The organism is Micromonospora parva, assembly GCF_000718515.1.
In the GTDB taxonomy this organism is placed as follows: Bacteria; Actinomycetota; Actinomycetes; order Mycobacteriales; family Micromonosporaceae; genus Micromonospora; species Micromonospora parva.
Genome location: NZ_JNZS01000010.1, coordinates 222,838 through 242,962, shown reverse-complemented (window position 1 = coordinate 242,962; position 20,125 = coordinate 222,838). Strand labels below are relative to the sequence as shown.

17 protein-coding genes are annotated in these 20,125 nt (G+C 70.9%); 3 read left to right on the top strand and 14 right to left on the bottom strand.

Annotated features, from left to right (window positions below; all coding sequences use genetic code 11):
• Nucleotides 1-67: 67 nt before the first annotated feature.
• The gene (locus tag IF22_RS0116240) at nt 68-1,693 is read right to left on the bottom strand and encodes a DUF885 domain-containing protein (protein ID WP_081883855.1); all 1,626 of its coding nucleotides are present in this window, start codon (nt 1,691-1,693) and stop codon (nt 68-70) included.
• A gap of 145 nt (nt 1,694-1,838) precedes the next feature.
• Nucleotides 1,839-5,339 (bottom strand): methionine synthase, encoded by a 3,501-nt coding sequence (metH, locus tag IF22_RS0116235; RefSeq protein ID WP_030332816.1) that lies wholly within the window; start codon nt 5,337-5,339, stop codon nt 1,839-1,841.
• A gap of 276 nt (nt 5,340-5,615) precedes the next feature.
• On the opposite strand from metH, the gene IF22_RS0116225 reads away from it, so the two are divergent.
• The gene (locus tag IF22_RS0116225) at nt 5,616-6,485 is read left to right on the top strand and encodes a PAC2 family protein (protein WP_030332815.1); all 870 of its coding nucleotides are present in this window, start codon (nt 5,616-5,618) and stop codon (nt 6,483-6,485) included.
• 123 nt (nt 6,486-6,608) lie between these two features.
• Nucleotides 6,609-7,400 (top strand): GntR family transcriptional regulator, encoded by a 792-nt coding sequence (locus IF22_RS0116220; protein WP_030332812.1) that lies wholly within the window; start codon nt 6,609-6,611, stop codon nt 7,398-7,400.
• 334 nt (nt 7,401-7,734) lie between these two features.
• Here IF22_RS0116220 and mshC read toward each other — a convergent pair whose 3' ends face one another.
• The 4 genes from mshC to IF22_RS0116200 all read right to left on the bottom strand — a co-directional run bounded on the left by mshC (nt 7,735) and on the right by IF22_RS0116200 (nt 11,295).
• A complete protein-coding gene (mshC, locus tag IF22_RS0116215; RefSeq protein WP_030332810.1) occupies nt 7,735-8,973 on the bottom strand; it encodes a cysteine--1-D-myo-inosityl 2-amino-2-deoxy-alpha-D-glucopyranoside ligase in 1,239 nt (412 codons plus the stop codon).
• A gap of 66 nt (nt 8,974-9,039) precedes the next feature.
• Entirely contained in the window at nt 9,040-9,858 is an 819-nt protein-coding gene (locus IF22_RS0116210; protein ID WP_030332808.1) for an SCO1664 family protein, read from the bottom strand.
• Nucleotides 9,855-10,436: a DUF3090 domain-containing protein gene (locus tag IF22_RS0116205; RefSeq protein WP_030332806.1), complete on the bottom strand. Its 582-nt coding sequence runs from the start codon at nt 10,434-10,436 to the stop codon at nt 9,855-9,857. The genes IF22_RS0116210 and IF22_RS0116205 overlap by 4 nt, the downstream gene beginning before the upstream one ends.
• Nucleotides 10,437-10,581: 145 nt before the next feature.
• Entirely contained in the window at nt 10,582-11,295 is a 714-nt protein-coding gene (locus tag IF22_RS0116200; protein ID WP_030332804.1) for an MSMEG_4193 family putative phosphomutase, read from the bottom strand.
• Between the two features lie 198 nt (nt 11,296-11,493).
• Between IF22_RS0116200 and IF22_RS0116195 the strand changes: the two genes are divergently transcribed.
• Complete coding sequence (locus IF22_RS0116195) at nt 11,494-12,213, top strand: YoaK family protein (protein ID WP_051708559.1); 720 nt, start codon at nt 11,494-11,496, stop codon at nt 12,211-12,213.
• Between the two features lie 32 nt (nt 12,214-12,245).
• Here IF22_RS0116195 and IF22_RS0116190 read toward each other — a convergent pair whose 3' ends face one another.
• The 8 genes from IF22_RS0116190 to IF22_RS0116155 form a co-directional block, all read right to left on the bottom strand.
• Nucleotides 12,246-13,907, bottom strand: a complete 1,662-nt coding sequence (locus IF22_RS0116190) for an ammonium transporter (protein WP_030332801.1) — start codon at nt 13,905-13,907, stop codon at nt 12,246-12,248.
• 26 nt (nt 13,908-13,933) lie between these two features.
• Nucleotides 13,934-14,959 (bottom strand): urea transporter, encoded by a 1,026-nt coding sequence (yut, locus tag IF22_RS0116185; protein ID WP_030332799.1) that lies wholly within the window; start codon nt 14,957-14,959, stop codon nt 13,934-13,936.
• Nucleotides 14,960-14,978: 19 nt separating this feature from the next.
• Nucleotides 14,979-15,896, bottom strand: a complete 918-nt coding sequence (locus tag IF22_RS0116180; RefSeq protein ID WP_030332797.1) for an urease accessory protein UreD — start codon at nt 15,894-15,896, stop codon at nt 14,979-14,981.
• Nucleotides 15,893-16,522: an urease accessory protein UreG gene (ureG, locus tag IF22_RS0116175; RefSeq protein ID WP_030332796.1), complete on the bottom strand. Its 630-nt coding sequence runs from the start codon at nt 16,520-16,522 to the stop codon at nt 15,893-15,895. Before ureG ends, IF22_RS0116180 begins: the two co-directional genes overlap by 4 nt.
• 43 nt (nt 16,523-16,565) lie before the next feature.
• Entirely contained in the window at nt 16,566-17,243 is a 678-nt protein-coding gene (locus IF22_RS0116170; protein ID WP_245233646.1) for an urease accessory protein UreF, read from the bottom strand.
• A gap of 22 nt (nt 17,244-17,265) precedes the next feature.
• Complete coding sequence (locus IF22_RS0116165; RefSeq protein ID WP_051708532.1) at nt 17,266-17,829, bottom strand: urease accessory protein UreE; 564 nt, start codon at nt 17,827-17,829, stop codon at nt 17,266-17,268.
• 62 nt (nt 17,830-17,891) lie between these two features.
• On the bottom strand, nt 17,892-19,610 hold the full coding sequence (locus IF22_RS0116160; RefSeq protein ID WP_030332788.1) for an urease subunit alpha: 1,719 nt from the start codon (nt 19,608-19,610) through the stop codon (nt 17,892-17,894).
• Between the two features lie 48 nt (nt 19,611-19,658).
• Nucleotides 19,659-20,120 (bottom strand): urease subunit beta, encoded by a 462-nt coding sequence (locus IF22_RS0116155; RefSeq protein WP_030332786.1) that lies wholly within the window; start codon nt 20,118-20,120, stop codon nt 19,659-19,661.
• Between the last annotated feature and the right edge of the window lie 5 nt (nt 20,121-20,125).

Genomic DNA, 20,125 nt, shown 5'->3' with positions numbered 1-20,125 from the left:
GCAAGGTACCTATCACAATGCCAGAGCGCGCGGCGTGCACACCACCTGACCACCCCTGGCGATCGCCCTACGGCGCGCGGCCAACCTCAAGGGCCGCCGTCAACTGGTCCAGCCCCAGCGAACCCAGCCCCAGCGCGTAGCGATGGAATGCGCGCCGGTCGCCGGGGAAGGACGAGCGGCCTGCCAGCCACACGCGCTCACCCACCTTGTAAGCCAGCGCCTGCCCTGGCCGGCCCAGGTAACGCGCAAGCTCGGCGGACGCGTACGGCCCCTGATGACAGCGGTCCCGCAGCAGCTGCAGCGCAGCATCCGGCGTCCACACTGCTCCGTCACCAGACGGCACCGGCAGCCGCAGGTGCAGACCGATGTCGAGCACGACCCGTGCCGCCCGCAGGAGCTGCATGTACAGATAGCCCAGTCGAGCACCCGGCTGGTCGTAGAGCCCGAGCTCGTCCATGAACCGCTCGGCGTACAGGGCCCAGCCCTCCTGGCTGCCGGCAAGGCCGCCGAGCAGGTTCAGCCGCTGTCCGAGGCCTCCCCGGCAGACCTCGGAGCCGAGGTGGAGGTGGTGCCCGGGAACGCCCTCGTGATAGGCGGTGCTGTACGCGTACCAGGTGGGGAAACTCGTCGCGTCCTCGAGGACGGACCACCAGACCCGGCCCGGCCGCGCCACGTCCCGCGACGGCCCGATGTAGGCAATACCGGACGACGTGGTCAACCGCGACTCGATGCGCCGCAGCGGGGCGGGAATGTCAAAATGTACGCCGTCCAGTCGCTCGGTGGTGGCCTCCAACAGCTCCTGCAACCACCCGCCGAATGCCTCCCTGCTGTGCAGCGTGCCAGGCGCGTCGGGGCTGGCGAGCCAGGCGAGCACCTCGGGCACGCTCCCGCCCAGGGCCTTCGCTTCCGCGATCAGTTCTGCCTCTGTCGCTCGGAACTCGTCCCAGCCCCAGTCGTACAACTCGCGCAGATCAGGGCGGGCCGCGAGGAAGGTACGCACCCAGAGTGCGTACCGCTGCTGACCGAACGCCTCCTCCTCAACGGCCCGTGGTGCCAGGTCTGCGGTCAGCATCTCGGCCAGTCTCTGGTACGCCGCTCGCGCGCCCGTCGCTGCGGCCTGCAACGACGCCCGCTGACGCCCATCGCCGTAGCGATCCACCAAGGCGACATCGTCGTCGATCCAGGTGCGACAGCGCTGCGTGACGAGCTCCACCTGACGCCGGGCCGGCACATTGCCGCGCTCCGCAGAAAGCAGGAGGCTGCGGGCGTACCCGTCCAGGGCCGTGGGAATCGCGGCCAGGCGTGCGCAGACACGAGCCCAACCCTCCTCGAAGGCCGCGCCCTCGGCGCCGTGGCCCGGAACCGCAGCCTCGACGGCCTGGCGGATGAGCTGGAGCGGACCGGTGGCCGCCGCGTGCAGTTCGCGCAGGTCCTCCCCGGCGTCATGCACGGCGATCCGCGCACTCAGCCGTTCGGCGAGGTGGGCGTGCAGCGCGGTCGCGGCCGGCAGTGCGTCACCCACGGTCTCGAGTTCGTGCAGGGCGCGGGCCGCGAGGTCGGCGCGGGCCTGGTGGCCCTCCGGGCTGTAGTCGGTAAGCCCGTCGACATCCTGCTCGCCGGCCTCGACGACCGCTGTGCACGGGTCGAGGCCGGCCATGTCGCGCAGGAGCCGACCCGCGAAGTCCTCGATCATGGGGCCGATGCTAGGGCCTTGCCTCAGCTGCCGTGGTGCGAGCAGCATCGATCGCGGCAAACGGACTAGCACATCTGACCGCGGCATGATCATGACTCAGCCGCCGTTCGGACGAGCTCACATGCAGGTCAGGGCACTTGCGCCGTTATTTGGCGTTGAAGTAGTTGGCCTCCGGGTGGTGGACGACGATCGCGTCGGTGGCCTGCTCCGGCATCAGCTGGAACTCCTCGGACAGCTCGACCCCGATCCGGTCCGCCCCGAGCAGGTCCATGATCTTCGCCCGGTCCTCCAGGTCCGGGCAGGCCGGGTAGCCGAACGCGTACCGGCAACCCCGGTAGTCGTTGTGCAGGATGCCGGCCAGGTCCGCCGGGTCGTCGTGCCCCAGCGGGCGGCCGTCGGGCAGGGTCATCTCGGCGCGGATGCGCTGGTGCCAGTATTCGGCGAGCGCCTCGGTGAGCTGCACGGAGAGCCCGTGCACCTCCAGGTAGTCGCGGTACTCGTTGCGGGCGAACAGCTTCGCCGCGTACTCGCTGACCGGCTGACCCACGGTGACCAGTTGCAACGCGACCACATCGAGCTGCTCGCCCCGGGGCTTGAAGAAGTCCGCCAGGCAGAGCCGCCGCTCCTGCCGCTGCCGGGGGAACGAGAACCGGGCGCGCTCCGCGTGCCCGTTCTCGTCGAGCACCACCAGGTCATTGCCTTCGGAGTACGCCGGGAAGTAGCCGTACACCACGGCTGCCTCAAGGACCTGGTCGGCGATCAACCGGTCCAGCCAGTACCGCAGGCGCGGGCGGCCCTCGGTCTCGACAAGCTCCTCGTAGGAGGGTCCGCTGCCGCCCCGGGCGCCGCGCAGGCCCCACTGCCCGGAGAAGGTGGCCCGCTCGTCGAGCAGTGCCGCGTAGTCGGCCATCGGCACGCCCTTGACCACCCGGGTGCCGAAGAACGGCGGGGTGGGCACCGCCACGTCGGCGGCGACGTCGGAGCGGACCGAGGAGTCGTGCAGCTCCGGCAGCGACGTGCTGACCACCGAGCGCTGCCGTTCCCGGCGCGCCCGCCGGGCCGCGAGGGCCGCCTCCCGCTCGGGGTCGATCACCGGCGCGCCGCCACGCTTGGCGGTCATCACCCTGTCCATCAGGGACAGACCCTCGAACGCGTCCCGCGCGTAGTGCACCTGCCCGGGGAACATCGCGCGCAGGTCGTCCTCGACGTACGCGCGGGTCAGCGCCGCCCCACCCAGCAGGACGGGCCACCGCTCGGCGACCCCGCGGGTGGCCATCTCGGCCAGGTTCTCCTTCATGATGACGGTGCTCTTCACCAGCAGCCCGGACATGCCGATCGCGTCGGCGCGGTGCTGCTCGGCGGCATCCAGGATGGCGCTGATCGGCTGCTTGATGCCGATGTTCACCACCTCGTAGCCGTTGTTGGACAGGATGATGTCGACCAGGTTCTTGCCGATGTCGTGCACGTCGCCGCGCACTGTGGCGAGCACGATGCGGCCCTTGCCGCCGTCCTCCGCGGTCTCCATGTGCGGTTCCAGGTAGGCCACCGCGGTCTTCATCACCTCGGCGGACTGGAGCACGAACGGCAGCTGCATCTGGCCGGAGCCGAACAGCTCACCGACCACCTTCATGCCGTCCAGCAGGATGTCGTTGATGATCGACAGCGGGGACCGGCCGCCGGCCATCGCGTCGTCCAGGTCGGCCTCCAGGCCGTTGCGCTCACCGTCGATGATCCGCCGCTTGAGCCGTTCGTCCAGCGGCAGCGCGGCCAACTCCTGGGCCCGGCTGGCCCGGGCGCTGGTCACGTCGACGCCCTCGAAGAGCTCCAGGAACCGCTGCACCGGGTCGTACCCCTCGCGGCGCCGGTCGTAGACCAGGTCCAGGGCGACCTCGCGCTGCTCGTCGGGGATCTTCGACATCGGCAGGATCTTGCTGGCGTGCACGATCGCCGAGGTCAGGCCGGCCTGCACGCACTCGTGCAGGAACACCGAGTTGAGCACCTGCCGGGCCGCCGGGTTGAGGCCGAAGGAGATGTTCGAGATGCCCAGGGTGAAGTTGACGCCCGGGTAGCGGCGGGCGATCTCGCGGATCGCCTCGATCGTCTCGAGGCCGTCGCGGCGGGTCTCCTCCTGCCCGGTGGCGATCGGGAAGGTCAGCGCGTCGATTAGGATGTCGGAGCGGTCCATCCCCCACCGGCCGGTCAGGTCGTCGATCAACCGGGCCGCGACCCGGACCTTCCACTCCTGGGTACGGGCCTGGCCCTCCTCGTCGATGAGCAGCGCCACCACCGCCGCGCCGTGCTCACGGACGATCGGCATCACCCGCGCGTACCGGGACTCGGGGCCGTCGCCGTCCTCGAAGTTCACCGAGTTGACCACACAGCGGCCGCCGAGCATCTCCAGCCCGGCCTCGACGACCGCCGGCTCGGTGGAGTCCAACATGATCGGCAGGGTCGACGCGGTGGCGAACCGGCCGGCCAGCTCCCGCATGTCCTGGGTGCCGTCACGGCCGACGTAGTCCACGCAGAGGTCGAGCAGGTGCGAGCCGTCGCGCGCCTGGCTGCGGGCGATCTCCACACAGGCCCGCCAGTCACCGGCGAGCATCGCCTCCCGGAACGCCTTCGAGCCGTTGGCGTTGGTCCGCTCCCCCACCATCAGCACCGACGCGTCCTGGGCGAACGGCACCGGGTGGTACACCGAGGACACACCCGCCTCGTGTCGGGGCTCGCGGGCCGGGGCGGTCACGCCGTGCAGCCGCTCGGACAGCACCTGGATGTGCTCCGGGGTGGTGCCGCAGCAGCCGCCGACAAGCCCCACGCCGTACTCGGTGACGAACCGCTCCAGGGCCTCGGCCAGCTCCACGGGAGTCAGCGGGAAGTACGCCCCGTCGGCGGTCAACACCGGCAGGCCGGCGTTCGGCATCACCGACAGCGGGATGCGGGAGTGCTGCGACAGGTACCGCAGGTGCTCGCTCATCTCGGCCGGGCCGGTCGAGCAGTTGAGCCCGATCAGGTCCACGCCCAGCGGTTCGATCGCGGCCAGGGCCGCACCGATCTCGCTGCCGACCAGCATCGTGCCGGTGGTCTCCACGGCGACGTGACAGATGATCGGCACCGACTGGCCCAGCTCGGCCATCGCCCGCTTCGACCCGACCACCGCCGCCTTGACCTGGAGCAGGTCCTGGCAGGTCTCGATGATCAGCGCGTCCGCGCCGCCAGCGATCAGACCGGCGGCGTTCTCCTGGTAGGCGTCGCGCAGGGTCGAGTAGTCGGCGTGCCCGAGGGTGGGCAGCTTGGTGCCCGGCCCGATCGAGCCGAGCACGAACCGGGGCCGCTGCGGGGTGCTGGCCGCGTCGGCGGCCTCCCGGGCGATCCGCGCGCCCGCCTCGGACAACTCGCGGATGCGCTGCGGGATGTCGTACTCGGCGAGGTTGGCGAGGTTGGCGCCGAAGGTGTTGGTCTCCACGCAGTCCGCACCGGCGGCCAGGTAGGCGTCGTGCACCCCGCGCACCACGTCCGGGCGGGTGACGTTGAGGATCTCGTTGCACCCCTCGAGCCCGTCGAAGTCGTCGAGCGTGAGGTCCGCGGCCTGGAGCATCGTGCCCATCGCACCGTCGGCGATGAGAACCCGCTCAGCCAGCACATCCATCAATGAAGTCCGCACCCGTTCAGGTTAGTGCGATTCGGCCGGACTCCACGACCATCCTCGAGCGATCCCCTATTGTGTCACGGGGATCACCCTGTCTGGTTCGTTCGGGTATGACCTGCTGTCGGAGCGGCCGACCGGCGCGGCCGACGGGCCGTGCCCCCGCCCTGCACGTAGGCTGACGGACGTGAAGGACAACAGGGACGCCACCGTGCACCACGGCATGACGACCGGGCGCGGTCCCGGCGCCAGCCGCGACGAGCAGGGTGAGGTGACGGCGTGACCGAGTTCGACGGACTGCCGGTGCTGCGGTCCCCCGTGGCGATCGCCGCGTTCGAGGGCTGGAACGACGCCGCCGACGCGTCCACCGCCGCTGTCGAGCACCTGGAGCAGGTCTGGAACGCCCGGCAGATCGCCGAGTTGGATCCGGAGGACTTCTACGACTTCCAGGTCAGCCGGCCCACCATCACCATGGCCGACGGGGAGACCCGGCGGGTGGAGTGGCCGACGACCCGGTTCATGGTGGCCAGCCCGGAGGGCACCGACCGCGACGTGGTGCTGATCCGCGGCATCGAGCCGAGCATGCGCTGGCGGACGTTCTGCGAGCAGGTGCTGGAGATCTGCCACAGCCTGGAGGTGGAACGGGTGGTGCTGCTCGGCGCGTTGCTGGCCGACGTTCCATACACTCGGCCGTTGCCGATCAGCGGCAGCGCCTCGGACGCGCAGGCCGCCGAGCGCTACCAGCTCACCCCCACCCGGTACGACGGCCCGACCGGCATCGTCGGCGTGCTGCACGACGCGTGCACCCGCGCCGAGGTGGACGCCGTCTCGTTCTGGGTGCACGTGCCGCACTACGCCAACAACCCGCCCTGCCCGAAAGCCACCCTCGCCCTGCTGCACCGGGTCGAGGAGGTCGTCGACCTGCCGGTGCCGATGGCCGACCTGGCCGAGGAGTCCGCCGAGTGGGAGCAGCGGGTGCGCAGCGCCGCCGAGCAGGACGCCGAGTTGGGCGAGTACGTCCGCGAGCTGGAGGAACGGGTCGGCGACGAGGGCATCACCCCGTTGACCGGTGACGAGATCGCCCAGGAGTTCGAGAAGTACCTGCGCCGCCGGGGCGGTTCCGCCGGCCCCACCGCCGGTTCCTGGTAGCCGCCGCTCCCCTGCGGGCCTTCGGACCTTTGTGGTCCGGGGGCCCGTTTTGGCGTGTCCGGGGTGGCGCCGTCACACCCGCTAGGGCATCCTAGGAACCTAGATGTGATCAAGGAGGCGGGTGTGCAGATCAACCCCGGGGCCGCCGAGTTCCCGCACCGACAGATCGCCGCGCAGCTCAAGGCCCAGGTCCGCCGCGGCGACTGGGGGCCGGGCGAGCGGCTGCCGTCCATCCCGGCCATCGCCGAGATGTTCGGCGTCGCCAAGCAGACCGTGCAACGCGCCGTCGACCAGCTGCGGGTCGAGGGCATCCTGATCACCAAACCCGGCTCCGGTACGTACGTCCGGGGCACCCGCCGCCGACTCAACCGCCTCTCCCGGGGCCGCTACGGCGGCTTCCGCGGCTACCACACCGACCTGGCCGCCCGATACCGGCAGCAGCTCGTCTCCGTCGGGCCCGCCCCCGCCCCCGCCGAGGTGGCCGACGCCTTCGGCGTGTCCGACGGCACCAGCCTGCTGTGCCGCCGGCACCTCGTACGCACCGACGACTCCCCCGTCGAGGTGGGCGCCTCCTGGTTCCTGCCCCGCGACACCGCGGGCACCTCCCTGGAGCGCACCGAGGCGTTCGGCCGACCGCTCTACCAGGAGGCCGAGGAAGCCACCGGGCGGCGCTACGTCTCGGCCACCGACACGATCAGCGCCCGCCAGCCGAGCCGGGAGGAGGCCGAGATCCTCCAGATCCGACCCGACACCCCCGTGCTGCACCTGCTGCACATCGCGTACGACGCGCACCGGAAGCCGATCGAGGTGTCCCAGGCGACCTGGCCCGGCCCGATGACCACGCTCACCGAGGAGTACAAGATCCCGGGCCCGACCCCCGACCCAGAACCCGACCCCGGCCTGGTCCTGGGCTGACGGTCCCCACGGACCACAACCCCGCGCGACCCCGCGCGCACCCCGCGCGACCCCGCGCGCACCCCGCGCGCACCCCGGTCGATCATGAGGTTGACGGGTCCGGCAGAGATCGAAATGCCCGCCAACCTCATGATCAACGCGGTCGGGGTTAACTGTGCGGCGTCTTGTCGGGGTCGATCGGGTGTCTTGGGGTGATCGACTCGGCTTTGTGGAAGTCGGGGCATCGCACTGGTCGGGACGCCGCGACTTCCTGAAAACCGAGTCGATCATCCTCCCGCCGCGACATGGCGCACGGCACAGCGCGGCGCGGGTGTCCGCCGCCGGGGCCGATGGGCTAGAGGCGGATGCCCAGGAGAGCGTCCACCGTGTTCGCGAAGAGCGCGGGGGCCTCCGGGTCGTCCGTGGCGCCGGCCAGGGCCGCCTCGGCCCAGCGGTCGGCCACCGCCAGCGCGCCGGGGGTGTCGAGGTCGTCGGCCAGTCGGGCGCGTACCTCGGCCAGCAGCTCAGCCCCGGACGGCCCGGCGGGCGCGGCGGCGGCCCGCCGCCAACGGTCCAGACGCTCGTACGCGGCGGCGAGCAGCTCGTCGGTCCAGGTACGGTCGCTGCGGTAGTGCCCGGAGATCAGCGCCAGCCGGATCGCCATCGGGTCGACCTTGTCGGCGCGCAGCCGGGACACGAAGACCAGGTTGCCGCGGGACTTGGACATCTTCTCGCCGTCCAGGCCGATCATCCCGGCGTGCACGTAGTGCTCGGCGAACGGCGCCTGACCGGTGAGCCGCTCGGCGTGCGCGGCGGACGCCTCGTGGTGCGGGAAGAGCAGGTCGTTGCCGCCGCCCTGCACGTCGATCCGGTCGCCGAGCAGGTTGAGCGCGATCACCGCGCACTCGATGTGCCAGCCGGGGCGGCCCGGGCCCAGCTCGCCGCCCGGCCAGGACGGCTCGCCCTCGCGGGCTCCGCGCCACAGCAGCGGGTCCAGTGGGTCCCGCTTGCCGGCCCGGTCGGGGTCGCCGCCGCGCTCCGGGAAGATCTCCAGCATCTGCTCGCGGGTCAGGTTCGACTCGTAGCCGAAGCGGGGCGTGGCGGAGATGTCGAAGTAGACGTCGCCGGTGCCGTCGTCGAGCCGGTACGCGGCGCCGTCCTTGAGCAGCACCTCGACCTTCTCGACGATGTCCGGGATGGACTCGACGGCGCCCACGTAGTGCGCCGGCGGGATGATCCGCAGCGCTTCCATGTCCTCCCGGAACAGCGCCGTCTCGCGCATCGCCAGGACCACCCAGTCCTCGCCGTCGCGGGTGGCCCGCTCCAGCAGCGGGTCGTCGATGTCGGTGACGTTCTGCACGTAGCGCACCGGGCGGCCGGAGTCGCGCCACATCCGCTGCACCAGGTCGAACGTGATCATGGTGGCGGCGTGGCCGAGGTGGGTGGCGTCGTACGGGGTGATGCCGCAGACGTACATGCTTCCCGCGTCGGCCGGCTCACTCGGGTGGACACCCTGCCGCGCCGAGTCGTACAACGCCAGCGGCTCGCCCCTGCCCGGCAGCCGTGGCACCTCGTGTCCCGCCCAAGACTCCATGGGATCAGCCTAGCCAGCCCGGCGACGACGCCGGAGCACCCCACGGGTGATCAAGATGACAGCGGCTCACATGGGTGGCCAGGGCATCGCCGGCCAGTCCTCCGGTGGCAGCGGGAAGCTGCCGGTCTCGCGCAGCCGGTCGACCCGGGCGGCCACCCCGGCCACCTCGCTGATCGTCAGGTGGTCGGCCAGCTCCGCGCCGAGCGGCCCGGCGACCTGCCCGGCCAGCGCGTCGAGCATCTCCACGGCGTCCGGGGGCAACTGCTTGCCGGCCCAACCCCAGAGCACCGTGCGCAGCTTGTCCTCCACGTGGAAGCTCACCCCGTGGTCCACGCCGTAGATCCGGTCGTCGGCGCCGACGAGCACGTGACCGCCCTTGCGGTCGGCGTTGTTGAGCACCGCGTCGAGCACCGCGAGCCGGGCCAGCCGTGGGTCGTCGGCGTGGGCCAGGGCGTACGCGGCGCCGTCGTCGTCCCGGGCCGCGGCGATCGGGATCCAGCGCGGCGGCAGTTCCCCGGCGGGCAGGAAACCGACGAGCGCTTCGGCGTCCTCCGGCTCGTCGATCCAGAGCTGGCAGGAGCCGGGGCCGAGCGGGCCGTCACGCAGCACGGTGGGCGGCACCAGGCCCCACCCGGTGGCCCGGGAGACCAGGTACGCCGACACTTCCCGACCGGCCAGGGTGCCGTCGGGAAAGTCCCAGAGGGGGCGCTCGCCACGGACCGGCTTGTAGACGCAGCGGGCGGTCATCCCGTCCAGGGTCAGGATGCCGCGCAGCGTCGTGTTCGACGCGTCGACCAGCCGACCCTCCAGGTCGAGGACGCCGTCACGCAGCAGCCGCAGCGCGGCGTCGCCGTCCTGGCGAGGCTGGAGGCCGGACGAGGTCACCGGTGGTAACCGTTGTGCCGCGGGCAGAGGTGCCCGGCGGGGTCCAACGGTTGGCCGCAGAGCGGGCACGGTGGCCGGCCCGCGTTGACCACTCGCCGGGCCCGCTCGATGAACTGGCGGGTCGCCTGCGGGGTGAGTCGGACCCGGAGGCGATCGAGGTCCTCGTCCGGCTCGTCGTCGTCCTCGTCGTCTTCGTCGTCGTCCTCGTCGCCGAGCTCGACCTCGGGCTCCACCTCGCCCGCCGCGATCGCCTCGATCACCACGGTCGCGGTGTCCACGTCGAAGGCCAGCCCGAGGGTCCCGACCCGGAACTCCTCGTCGACCGGAGTGTCCAGCGGCTCGTTGTCGCCGATCACCGGCGCCAGCTCGGGGAGGTCCACCCCGAAGCGACGCTGCGCCTCGGTGAGCAGCTCCTCCAGCTTCTCGGCGAGCAGGGACACCTGGACCTTCTCCAGCGCGACGCTGACCAGCCTGCCGCCGCCGCGGGCCTGCAGGAAGAACGTGCGCTCCCCCGGCGGCCCGACAGTCCCGGCGACGAACCGCTCCGGCGGTTCGAAGGCGTGCACCTGGTGGGTCATACCCACGACCCTATCCGGCCCGCCTGGGCACCGCGCACCCCACCGACGCGAATCGCCGCAGTGGCGGCGCGCCCGGCGTACCAGGGGCTGCACCCGGGCGTGGCGGGCGTTGACGCAGCGGCCGGGGGTGGTGTGGTGACCCGCCTCACCGCGACGCACCCGCCCCGCCGCCGACGGCCGCGTCCGAGTCGGCCACCCGGCTCGCACGCCGACGCCGCTTGGCCGGGGGCGGCACCAGCGCCGTCAGGTCGCCGCCGGTGTCGTTGAGACGCACCAGAAACGGACGCAGCGGCGTGAACCGGATCGCCGTCACCGACGCCGGGTCGGCCACGATCCGCTGAAAGGCGTCCAGGTGTACGCCGAGCGCGTCCGCCACGATGGCCTTGATCACGTCGCCGTGGCTGCAGGCCAGCCAGACCGCCTCGGGCCCGTGTTCGGCGTTCACCCGGGCATCCCAGGAGCGCACCGCCGCCACGGCCCGCGCCGCCATCGCCGCCATCGCCTCCCCGCCCGGGAAGACGGCCGCGCTGGGGTGCTGCTGCACCACCGGCCAGAGCGGCTCCTTGGCGAGCTTCTTCAGCGGCTGACCCTCCCAACTGCCGTAGTCGCACTCGATCAGGCCGTCCTCGACGACCGGGGTGGCCTGCGGGAGCGCCAACTCCAGGGTCTGCCGGCAGCGGATCAGCGGGCTGGTCACCACGGCGGCCAGCGGCACCTGCCGCAGCCGCTCGCCGACCGCGCTGGCCTGGGCGCGCCCGGTGTCGTCCAACTCGACCGGCTGGCGGCCGGCCAGACCGCCGTCCGCGTTCGCTGTCGTCCGGCCGTGTCGCAGAAGCAGGAGGGTCGCCACGGGGACCACCCTATGACCTGCGCCCGACCGGGGTCGTCGCCCGCCGCCCCGGCCGGGTTCGCGTCGCCCAGGCCGACCCGGCGCGAGAGCGCCGACCAGGCGTGAAACCGTCGAGCCGCCGCGAAACGGGCTGAGCCGCGTGACCGGTTCGGTACAGTGCGTTGTGCCTGGCGTGTCCGGGGCCGCTGTCGGAGGGTGCGCAACGCGATGGGCGACTCGGCATCCGCGCGGCCGTCGTTCACCGCGGACCCCCAGGACGTGTACCGGGAGTTCCGCCATCCGCTGCTGGTCCTCGCCCTCACCACCGGCACCGCCGGCTTCGTCGACGCCTTCGCCTTCCTGCACTACGGGGCCTTCGTCGCCAACCAGTCGGGCAACGCCGTCCTGCTGGGCATCGGCCTGGCCGGCAGACACGCCGCCTGGCCCGAATCCGCGGCCTCGCTGGTCGCGTTCGCCGTCGGGACGGGCGTCGTCTCGCAGGTCCGAACGGCACCGGGCCGGTGGTCGCAGTCCTCGCGAGGGCTCGCCTGCGCCGTGCTCGCCATGGCCCTCTGGACGGCGCTCAACGTGCTGCTCGACTACGGCCGGGAGGGCGGGCCGGCGCGGGTCGGGCTGGCCGCCGCCGGCGGTCTCGCCATGGGCGCGCTGGCGACGCTGTTTGCCCGTACCGCCGGGATCACCACTGCCGTCACCTACCAGTCGGGCACGGTGGCCAAGCTCGGTGAACGCATCGGACGGTGGCTGGTCGGACCGGACACCGGCCGATCGCGGGCCCGGCAGGGCACCTTCCTGGGGCTGCTGGCGTTGACCTGCTACGCCGCCGGGGGCGGCCTCGGCACCGTGGCACAGCAACAGCCGCTCTGGGTGCCGGCCTGGGGAACGCTGGCCCTGGCCAGCCTGTCGCTGCTGCTGCGTACCGGCCGGTGACGGTGGTCGGTGTCGCGCCGGGGCGTACCTGTTCAGCGCACGTCCGTCGCGAGCTGAACGTCCTGCACGAAGCACTCGGAGCGGTCCGCGCCGTAGCGGACCAGCACGTCCAGCACCGCGGGCACCGCCGCGCGTTCCACCACCACCTCGACCCGGGCCCGGCCCACGAGGTCCTGGTCCTGCCAGAACCCTCGGGGCAGCGAACGGGCGGCCGGCTCGGCGGTGGAGACCGTGGCGTCGAAGAGCACGATGGCGGTGGCGCCGGCGCCGACCAGCGCGTCGCGTAGCTCCCGGGTGGTCGGCAGCAGGGTCGGGTCGACCGTCGCGGTCACCAGTCGGGCGTCCTGCGGCGGCCGGGCCGGTCGTTGCGCGTCGCGCCCGCGTTCGGGTTCGCGCCGACGCTGGGGCGCGCCGCTGCCGTTGAGACCCGCCACACCGCCCAGGTGGTACGCGTCGGCGTCCTGCTGGGCGTGGTCGAGGTTGTCCTGCACCTCGGCGCGGGCCCGCAGCCCGAGCGTGGCCTGCACGCCGGCGGCGATCGCCCAACTGAGCACGAAGGAGAAGACCACCACGGTGACCACGCCGACGACCTGGTGCCAGAGCAGGGATCCGCCGCCGCCGAAGAAGAGTCCGTCCTTGCCGAGCGGGTTGACACCGCTGTCGCCGAAGAAGCCGACCAGCAGCGAGCCGAGCATGCCGCCGACGAAGTGGACCGCGAGGACGTCCAACGCGTCGTCGAGCCGCAGCAGGTACTTCAGCCGCAGCGCGAAGTGGCAGACGAACCCGGCGATCGCGCCGATGGCGATGGCGGAGAGCGTGTTGACGTACCCGGCGGCGGGGGTGACGGTCGCGAGCCCCGCGACCGCCCCGGAGACGCCGCCGACGACGGTGCTGTGGCCGTCCTTCAGCCGCTCCGCCACCAGCCAGACGATCATGCCGGCGGCGGCCGCCAGGTGGGTGTTGATCAGCGCCTGGGCGGCCAGGCCGTTGGCCTGGAGTCCGTCTCCCCCGTTGAAACCGAACCACCCGAACCACAGGATGCCCGCCCCGAGGATGGTCAGCGGGATGGAGTTGGGTGGGGAGGCGGTGCGTGGCCAGCCACGACGGCGTCCGACGACCAGCAACGTGCCCAGCACGGCGGCGCCCGCCGAGGCGTGCACCACCATTCCACCGGCCCAGTCCTGGGTGCCGAACGCGGCCAACCAGCCGTCCGGGTGCCAGAGCCAGTGCGCGATCGGCGCGTAGACGACGATGGACCAGATCGCCAGGAACGCCACCCAGCCGGCGAACCTCAGCCGACCGGCCGTGGCGCCGGTGACGAGCGCGGGGGTGATCACCGCGAACATCATCTGGTAGGCGACGAAGGCCAGCGTCGGAATGGTCACCTGGCCGGCGACCACGTGCAGGTGGGGTGCGGGTGGGGTCTTGAGGTCGGTCAGTCCGAAGAGTTCGAGGTTGCCGAAGAGGCCGCTGCCCGCGTCGTCGCCGAAGGCGATGGTGTATCCCACCAGGACCCAGGTCAGGCTGACGACGCCCAGCGCGACCATGTTCTGCTGCAACATCGCGAGGACGTTGCGGGTGCGGACCATACCGCCGTAGAAGGCGGCCAGGCCGGGGGTCATGAACAACACCAGGCCGGTGCAGACGAGCACCCAGGCGGTGTCGCCCGAGTTCACCGCTTCCTGAGCGAGCATGGGGGCCCACCTCTCCTGTCGGGACGTCAGACGGTGTGTCGCACCGCGGTGACGACGGACTCCTTGACGCGTTCGTGGTTGGGCACCGGCGCGAAGTGCCGTTTGGGCAGCAGCAACAGCCAGGTGGTGATGTTGAACGGTCCGGTCAGCACCGGGATGGCGAGTGGGGTGAGCACGCTCGCCAGGGCCAGCTGGACGAAGAGCGTCAGGGCGATGCCGAAGAGGGTGTAGAGGGTCACCAGCGCGCCGGGGCGGTGCAGCACCGCGCCCACGGCGATCGCCGTCAGCACCGCGTTGAAGCCGAACAGTCCCTTGTCCAGCGAGGCCGAGTCGGCGCCGAACCAGAGCGCCAGCAGGGTGGCCCCGACCGCGCCGATCACCGCGAACAGCGCCGACCAGCGGGAGTTGACCAGCAGCGCGACCAGGATGATCAGCCCGGTGACCCAGCTGTCGATCAGGAAGACCTGGGACACCCCGCGCAGGAAGGTCGGGATCAGGTCCCAGTCGAAACGGCCACCGGTCAACTGCCCCTCACCGGGGAACATCGGCTTGAGGTTGGTCAGCACCGTGAAGCGGTCGAACTGGTACGCGGCCAGCAGCAGCACCCACGTCGTCAGCACGAACGGCATGGTGAACGCGGTCAGGCCCCAGGTCTTGAAGATCGTGTTCAGGGCCAGCGTGACCACCGTCGTGCCGATCGCGCCGAGCACCAGGTAGAGCCACATCAGCGGCCGGTCGTCGAGGAACGTCGGCACGGCGATGCCGGTGAGGAACGGGCTGAAGCCGAACAGTCCCTTGCGCAGGGAGGGCTCGTCCACCCGCAGGGCGAGCGCGGTGGCGGTGCCGACGAGCAGGCCGACGACCCCTCCCCCGAAAATCCGTGGCTGCCCGTTCTCGACCGCCCCCCACGCGACCGCGACGAGGACCAGGAGGCCGGTGAGCGGGTTGTTCTGCAGCAGGACCTGCGCCGGCCCGCGCAGGCAGGCGTCGACGAACCCGACAAGCGGGTTGCCGTCACCGAGCCGGTCCCAACGGTGCGCCACTGCGGTCACGGAACGTCTCCTCGCCAGATCAACGCCAGCTGAACGCCGGCGGGAAGGTCCGGCCGGTCACCTCTTCCCGGGCGGCCACGCAGAAGGCGCGGACCGCGGCGCGAACCGGCTCGGTCTCCTGACCGAGCACCTTGAAGATGAGCCCGGCGTCGTTCGGCAGCCGGCCGACGGCGCTGGCCAGGGGGGTCTGCTCGTCCCAGACCGGCGTCGACGTCCGGTCGAAGACCCGCGCCGCCCGTTCGGGGCTGGTGAGCAGCACGACGTTGCCGAAGATGTGGAAGCGGTCCATCACCCCGACCCTCTCCACGCCGAACTGCCGGGGGGTCACCACGAACTTCTCCACGAACAACTGCCGGCCGTCGGGGCGTTCGGCCCGCAGGGAGCAGGAAAAGAGGTCGTACGCGAAGAGCTCACCGTCGCGGTAGTACTTGCGGCCGGGTTGCAGGATCTCGCCGTAGAGCAACGTGGCGCTCTCCGGCAGGCGCACCCGGCTGTCGGTGGCGAACCGGCTGGCCCGGTAGGGGATCGTCGGCTCCGGGAGGAACTCGAGGTAGGCGTCCTCGTCCAGGGTGAACCGCTGGACCTGCGTCCCGTAGTTCGCGTCCATCTCCTGGATCTTGGTGGCGGCCTGGGTGGTGAGGTGCGCCTGGCTGCCGGCCGCCAGTGTGACGTCCAGGTGCAGGCGGTCGCCCTGCAGGACACCCCCGGAGGTGGTGAGGATCATGACGCAGGGCAGCTGCGGCATCTCCTCGTCCCAGTAGAGCGCGCGCTGCACCAGCAGCGGCGACTGCCGGTAGAGGTCGTGCAGGATCGTGCGGTCCCCACGCCGCTCGAACCCGAGGCGCAGGATGCCGACCTTGCCGTTGGCGGCGGCGGGCAGCTGCGCCGGTTGGTCCTGGTACGGCGCCAGCTCACGGGCACTGTCCAGTGAGATCATGCGACCACTTCGGCGTCGAAGAGCGCGTTGCGGCGGACCAGCGAGACCAGCTCGTCGACGCCCTCGCCCGTCTTGCAGTTGGTGAAGACGACCGGCTTGCCGTTGCGCATCAGCTCCGCGTCGCGGGCCATGACGTCGAGGTCGGCGTCCACGTAGGGCGCCAGATCGGTCTTGTTGATCACGAGGATGTCGGACTTGGAGATCCCCGGGCCGTTCTTGCGCGGGATCTTGTCACCGGCGGCGACGTCGATGACGTAGATGAAGAAGTCCACCAGGGCGGGGCTGAAGGTCAGGGTGAGGTTGTCACCGCCGCTCTCGATCAGCACCACGTCGCTGTCCGGGAACTTGGACTCCATGTCCTCCACGGCGGCGAGGTTCATGCTCGGGTCCTCCCGCACGGCCGTGTGCGGGCAGGCCCCGGTTTCCACCCCGATGATCCGCTCCTCGACCAGGACCCCGGTCAGCGCCCGCCGGACGTGCTTCGCGTCCTCCGTGGTGACCACGTCGTTCGTGATCACCAGTATCCGCAGCCCGTTCTCCACGAGCCGTGGCACCACGGCCTCGATGATCGCGGTCTTGCCGCTGCCCACCGGGCCGCCCACTCCGATACGACTTGCCGACTTCATGCGGTGCCTGTCCTTCCTGGGTTCGTTTGCGCGGACTGCGGATTCAGCTCATGAACATCCGCACGTGCACGTGCTGGTGCGCGGCGGCCAGCACGTCGGCATGCGGTCCGAAGGTCTGCATGTCGTCGAGGTTCGCGGTGTGCACCTCGCGGTAGTCGTCGGCGACCCGCTCGTTGACCGCGAAGAGGATCGACTGCGCGTCGAGGTGGTCCACCGGCATCAGCCGGATCGCCGCGCTGAGCACCGTCGACGCCGCGCCGTACTGGTGGGCCGCGAACGCGTCCTGCTCGCCGACCCCGAGGTCGGCGAAGACCACGCCGAGCGCGACCGGGTAGGTGACCGGCACCCCGTTCGCCGACTCGTCGATCCGCTTCTTGAGCAGCGTCTCCCCGACGATCCGGGTGGCGGCCTCGGCCAGTTTGCGGCCCATCCGGACCGACATGGTGCGCATCTCTTCGTTGATCTTGCGCAGGTGCACGGCCTCGTCGGCCTGGCGGATCCGGTCGAGGTCGCCGGCCCGGGCCGCCCGGTGACCGGCGAGCAGCGCCACCCCGTCCCCCGTGGCGGCGAGCCGGGTGACCGTCCGGACGAAGTCCTGAAGGGTGCTCCGGTCGTGCACGACACCGTGCTGGACGGCCATCTCCAGCCCGTTGGAGAAGGAGAAGGCACCGACCGGGAAGACCGAGTCGCCGAACTGCAGGAGCTTCAGGGTCTCGGCCATGGTGCGCACCGCCCGGCCCCGCTCAGTTGAGGTCGGCGGGGAGGTGGGAGTGCGGCGTCGAGTCGGCGCCACCGAACAGCCGCCGCGACTCGTGCGGGGCGAGGTACGCGATGATCTCGGTGCCCGGAACGAACTCGTGCGTGATCCCGCTGAACGCGTGGGTCCGCATCACCGAGTCCATCACCTTGCGATCCACTGTCAGCGGGACGTACATCCGGGTGCCCTTGACCACCGCCGGCCAGTGCTGGTTGCCGATCGCGTGACCGAGTTCGACGGCCGAGCGGATCAGCAGCTCGGCGGACTCGCCGCGCAGCTGGTCGAGGTGGACCACCATCACCTCGCCCAGCTGGACGCGGGCCACCACGGCCGTGGCGGTCAGGTCGTCCCAGGCCAGGATGTCGCCGTCGCGCAGCCGGACCCCCCGGGCCAGCGCCACCGACAGCTCCGCGCCGGAGCTGGTCATCTTGCGGATCCGGCTCTTCTGGGCGTCCCACTGGTCCAGGACCAGGTCGTCGATGCGCGCTTCCTTCAGCCGGAGTGTCCAGTCCGGCTCGTTCATGTTGCCCAGCACCGATTCGACGAGCACGGGCGTCTCCTTTCCATGGGTGCGCCGGCGCCGCACACGGCGGCGCGGGCGTCCGGGGGGGGTCAGCTGAAGAAGTAGAGCTGGCTCAGAGGCAGGTTCCGGGCCGGCGGCACTGTCGCGTGCACGCCGTCCATCTTCACGGCGAAGGTCTCCGGGTCGACTTCGAGCGTGGGCAGCCGGTCGTTGCGGACCATGTCCCGCTTGGTGAGCCCCCGGGTCCGGTACACCGGCATGACCTGCCGTTGCAGGCCGAGTTCCTCGGCGATGCCGGCTTCGTGCGCGGCCCGGGACACAAAGGTCACGCAGGTCTTGCCGAGCTGGCTGCCGTACGCGGCGAAGGACGGCCGGTAGTACACGGGCTGCGGCGTCGGCAGGGAGGCGTTCGGGTCACCCATGATCGACCAGGCGATCATGCCGCCCTTGAGGACCAGCTTCGGCTTCGTGCCGAAGAACGCCGGCTCCCAGAGCACGAGGTCGGCCATCTTGCCCGGCGTGACCGAGCCCAGCACGTGCGAGATTCCCTGGGTGATCGCCGGGTTGATGGTCATCTTGGCGACGTACCGCAGCACCCGGAAGTTGTCGTTGGCGCTGGAGTCCTCGGCGAGCTTGCCGCGGGCGGTCTTCATCTGGCCGGCGAGCTGGATGGTCCGCAACCAGGTCTCACCCACGCGGCCCATGGCCTGCGAGTCGCTCTGCATCATCGAGATGACGCCCTCGTCGAGCAGGACGTCCTCGGCCGCGATGGTCTCGGTGCGGATCCGGCTCTCCACGAAGGCCACGTCCGAGGGAACCTGCGGGTTGAAGTTGTGGCAGACCATGATCATGTCGTACAGCTCGGACTGGCTGTTGATGCCGTAGGGCACCGTCGGCGTGGTCGAGCTCGGCAGCACGTTCATCTGACCGGCGACCTTGATGACGTCCGGCGCGTGCCCACCACCGGCACCCTCGGTGTGGAAGGTGTGGATCGTCCGGCCCTCGAACGCGGCGATGCTGTCCTCCAGGTAGCCGCTCTCGTTGAGGGTGTCGGTGTGGATGCTGACCTGCACGTCGAATTCGTCGGCGACGTCCAGGCAGGCCCGGATCACCGCCGGCGGCGCACCCCAGTCCTCATGGATCTTGAAGCTCGGCGCGCCGGCCATGATCTGCTCCACCAGGGGCGCGCGGCCGGTGCTGTTGCCCTTCGCCATCAGACCGATGTTGATCGGGATGGTCTCGAAGGCCCGCATCATCGCGTGGATGTTCCACGGGCCGGGAGTGATGGTGACACCGTTGGTGCTGTCGGTCGGGCCGGTCCCGCCGCCCCACAGGGTGGTCACCCCGTTGCTCAGGGCGGCGTACGCCTGCAGCGGCGTCACCAGGTGCACGTGCGTGTCGATGCCCCCGGCGGTCAGGATGAGGTGCTCACCGGAGATCGCCTCGGTGCCCGGACCGGTGATCAGCTCGGGGGTGACCCCGTCCATCACGTTCGGGTTGCCCGCCTTGCCGATGCCGGCGATCTTGCCGTCCTTGACGCCGACGTCGGCCTTCACCACGCCGAGGGTCGCGTCCAGGATGGTCACGTTCGTGATGACCAGGTCCAGGCCACCCTGGGCGTTGGTGTACTGGTTGTTGACGCCCATGCCGTCGCGCAGCGTCTTGCCACCGCCGTACATCACCTCGTCGCCGAGGACCCGGAGATCCTTCTCGATCTCGATGTACAGGTCGGTGTCGCCGAGCCTGATCTGATCGCCCGTCGTGGGGCCGTACATGCCGGAATACTCTTGCCGGGAAATCTGGCTCATCGAATCATCTCTCCTGCCCGAGGCACACAGCCCTGCGGGTTAGTCGATCTACTTCTTCTTGCCCTTGGGCTGGTCCTGCTCCTCGGGGCCGAACTTGAAGCCGCGGGTCTTGGCGTTGTGGATCGCCTCGGTCCGGTCCGGCCGGTAGCTGGGGGTCGACTCACTGCCGCTCCACCCCTGCACCAGGCCGTTGAAGCCGTACACGCGCTGCTGCCCGCCGAAGGGGATGAGCTGCACCGTCTTCTTGTCACCGGGCTCGAAGCGGATGGACGTCGTCGCCGGGATGTTCAGTCGCCGCCCGAACGCGGCCTCACGGTCGAAGGCGAGCATCCGGTTGGCCTCGAAGAAGTGGAAGTGCGAACCGATCTGGATCGGCCGGTCACCGGTGTTGTGGACGACGACCTCGGTGACCGGTCGGCCCGCGTTCAACTCCAGTGGCTGGTCGCTCAGCACGTAGCCGCCGATGGGTCGCACGTGCTTCGAGTTGGGGCCGGGATGTTGGTTGGCCATGTCCT

Excerpts from the sequence above, each read along its gene's own strand:
- ureG (WP_030332796.1), bottom strand. The coding sequence starts at position 16,522 with ATGAAGTCGGCAAGTCGTATCGGAGTGGGCGGCCCGGTGGGCAGCGGC.
- metH (WP_030332816.1), bottom strand. The coding sequence starts at position 5,339 with ATGGATGTGCTGGCTGAGCGGGTTCTCATCGCCGACGGTGCGATGGGC.
- mshC (WP_030332810.1), bottom strand. The coding sequence starts at position 8,973 with ATGGAGTCTTGGGCGGGACACGAGGTGCCACGGCTGCCGGGCAGGGGC.
- IF22_RS0116190 (WP_030332801.1), bottom strand. The coding sequence starts at position 13,907 with ATGCTCGCTCAGGAAGCGGTGAACTCGGGCGACACCGCCTGGGTGCTC.
- IF22_RS0116240 (WP_081883855.1), bottom strand. The coding sequence starts at position 1,693 with ATGATCGAGGACTTCGCGGGTCGGCTCCTGCGCGACATGGCCGGCCTC.
- IF22_RS0116160 (WP_030332788.1), bottom strand. The coding sequence starts at position 19,610 with ATGAGCCAGATTTCCCGGCAAGAGTATTCCGGCATGTACGGCCCCACG.
- IF22_RS0116155 (WP_030332786.1), bottom strand. The coding sequence starts at position 20,120 with ATGGCCAACCAACATCCCGGCCCCAACTCGAAGCACGTGCGACCCATC.
- IF22_RS0116180 (WP_030332797.1), bottom strand. The coding sequence starts at position 15,896 with ATGATCTCACTGGACAGTGCCCGTGAGCTGGCGCCGTACCAGGACCAA.
- IF22_RS0116205 (WP_030332806.1), bottom strand. The coding sequence starts at position 10,436 with ATGACCCACCAGGTGCACGCCTTCGAACCGCCGGAGCGGTTCGTCGCC.
- IF22_RS0116195 (WP_051708559.1), top strand. The coding sequence starts at position 11,494 with ATGGGCGACTCGGCATCCGCGCGGCCGTCGTTCACCGCGGACCCCCAG.
- IF22_RS0116170 (WP_245233646.1), bottom strand. The coding sequence starts at position 17,243 with ATGGCCGAGACCCTGAAGCTCCTGCAGTTCGGCGACTCGGTCTTCCCG.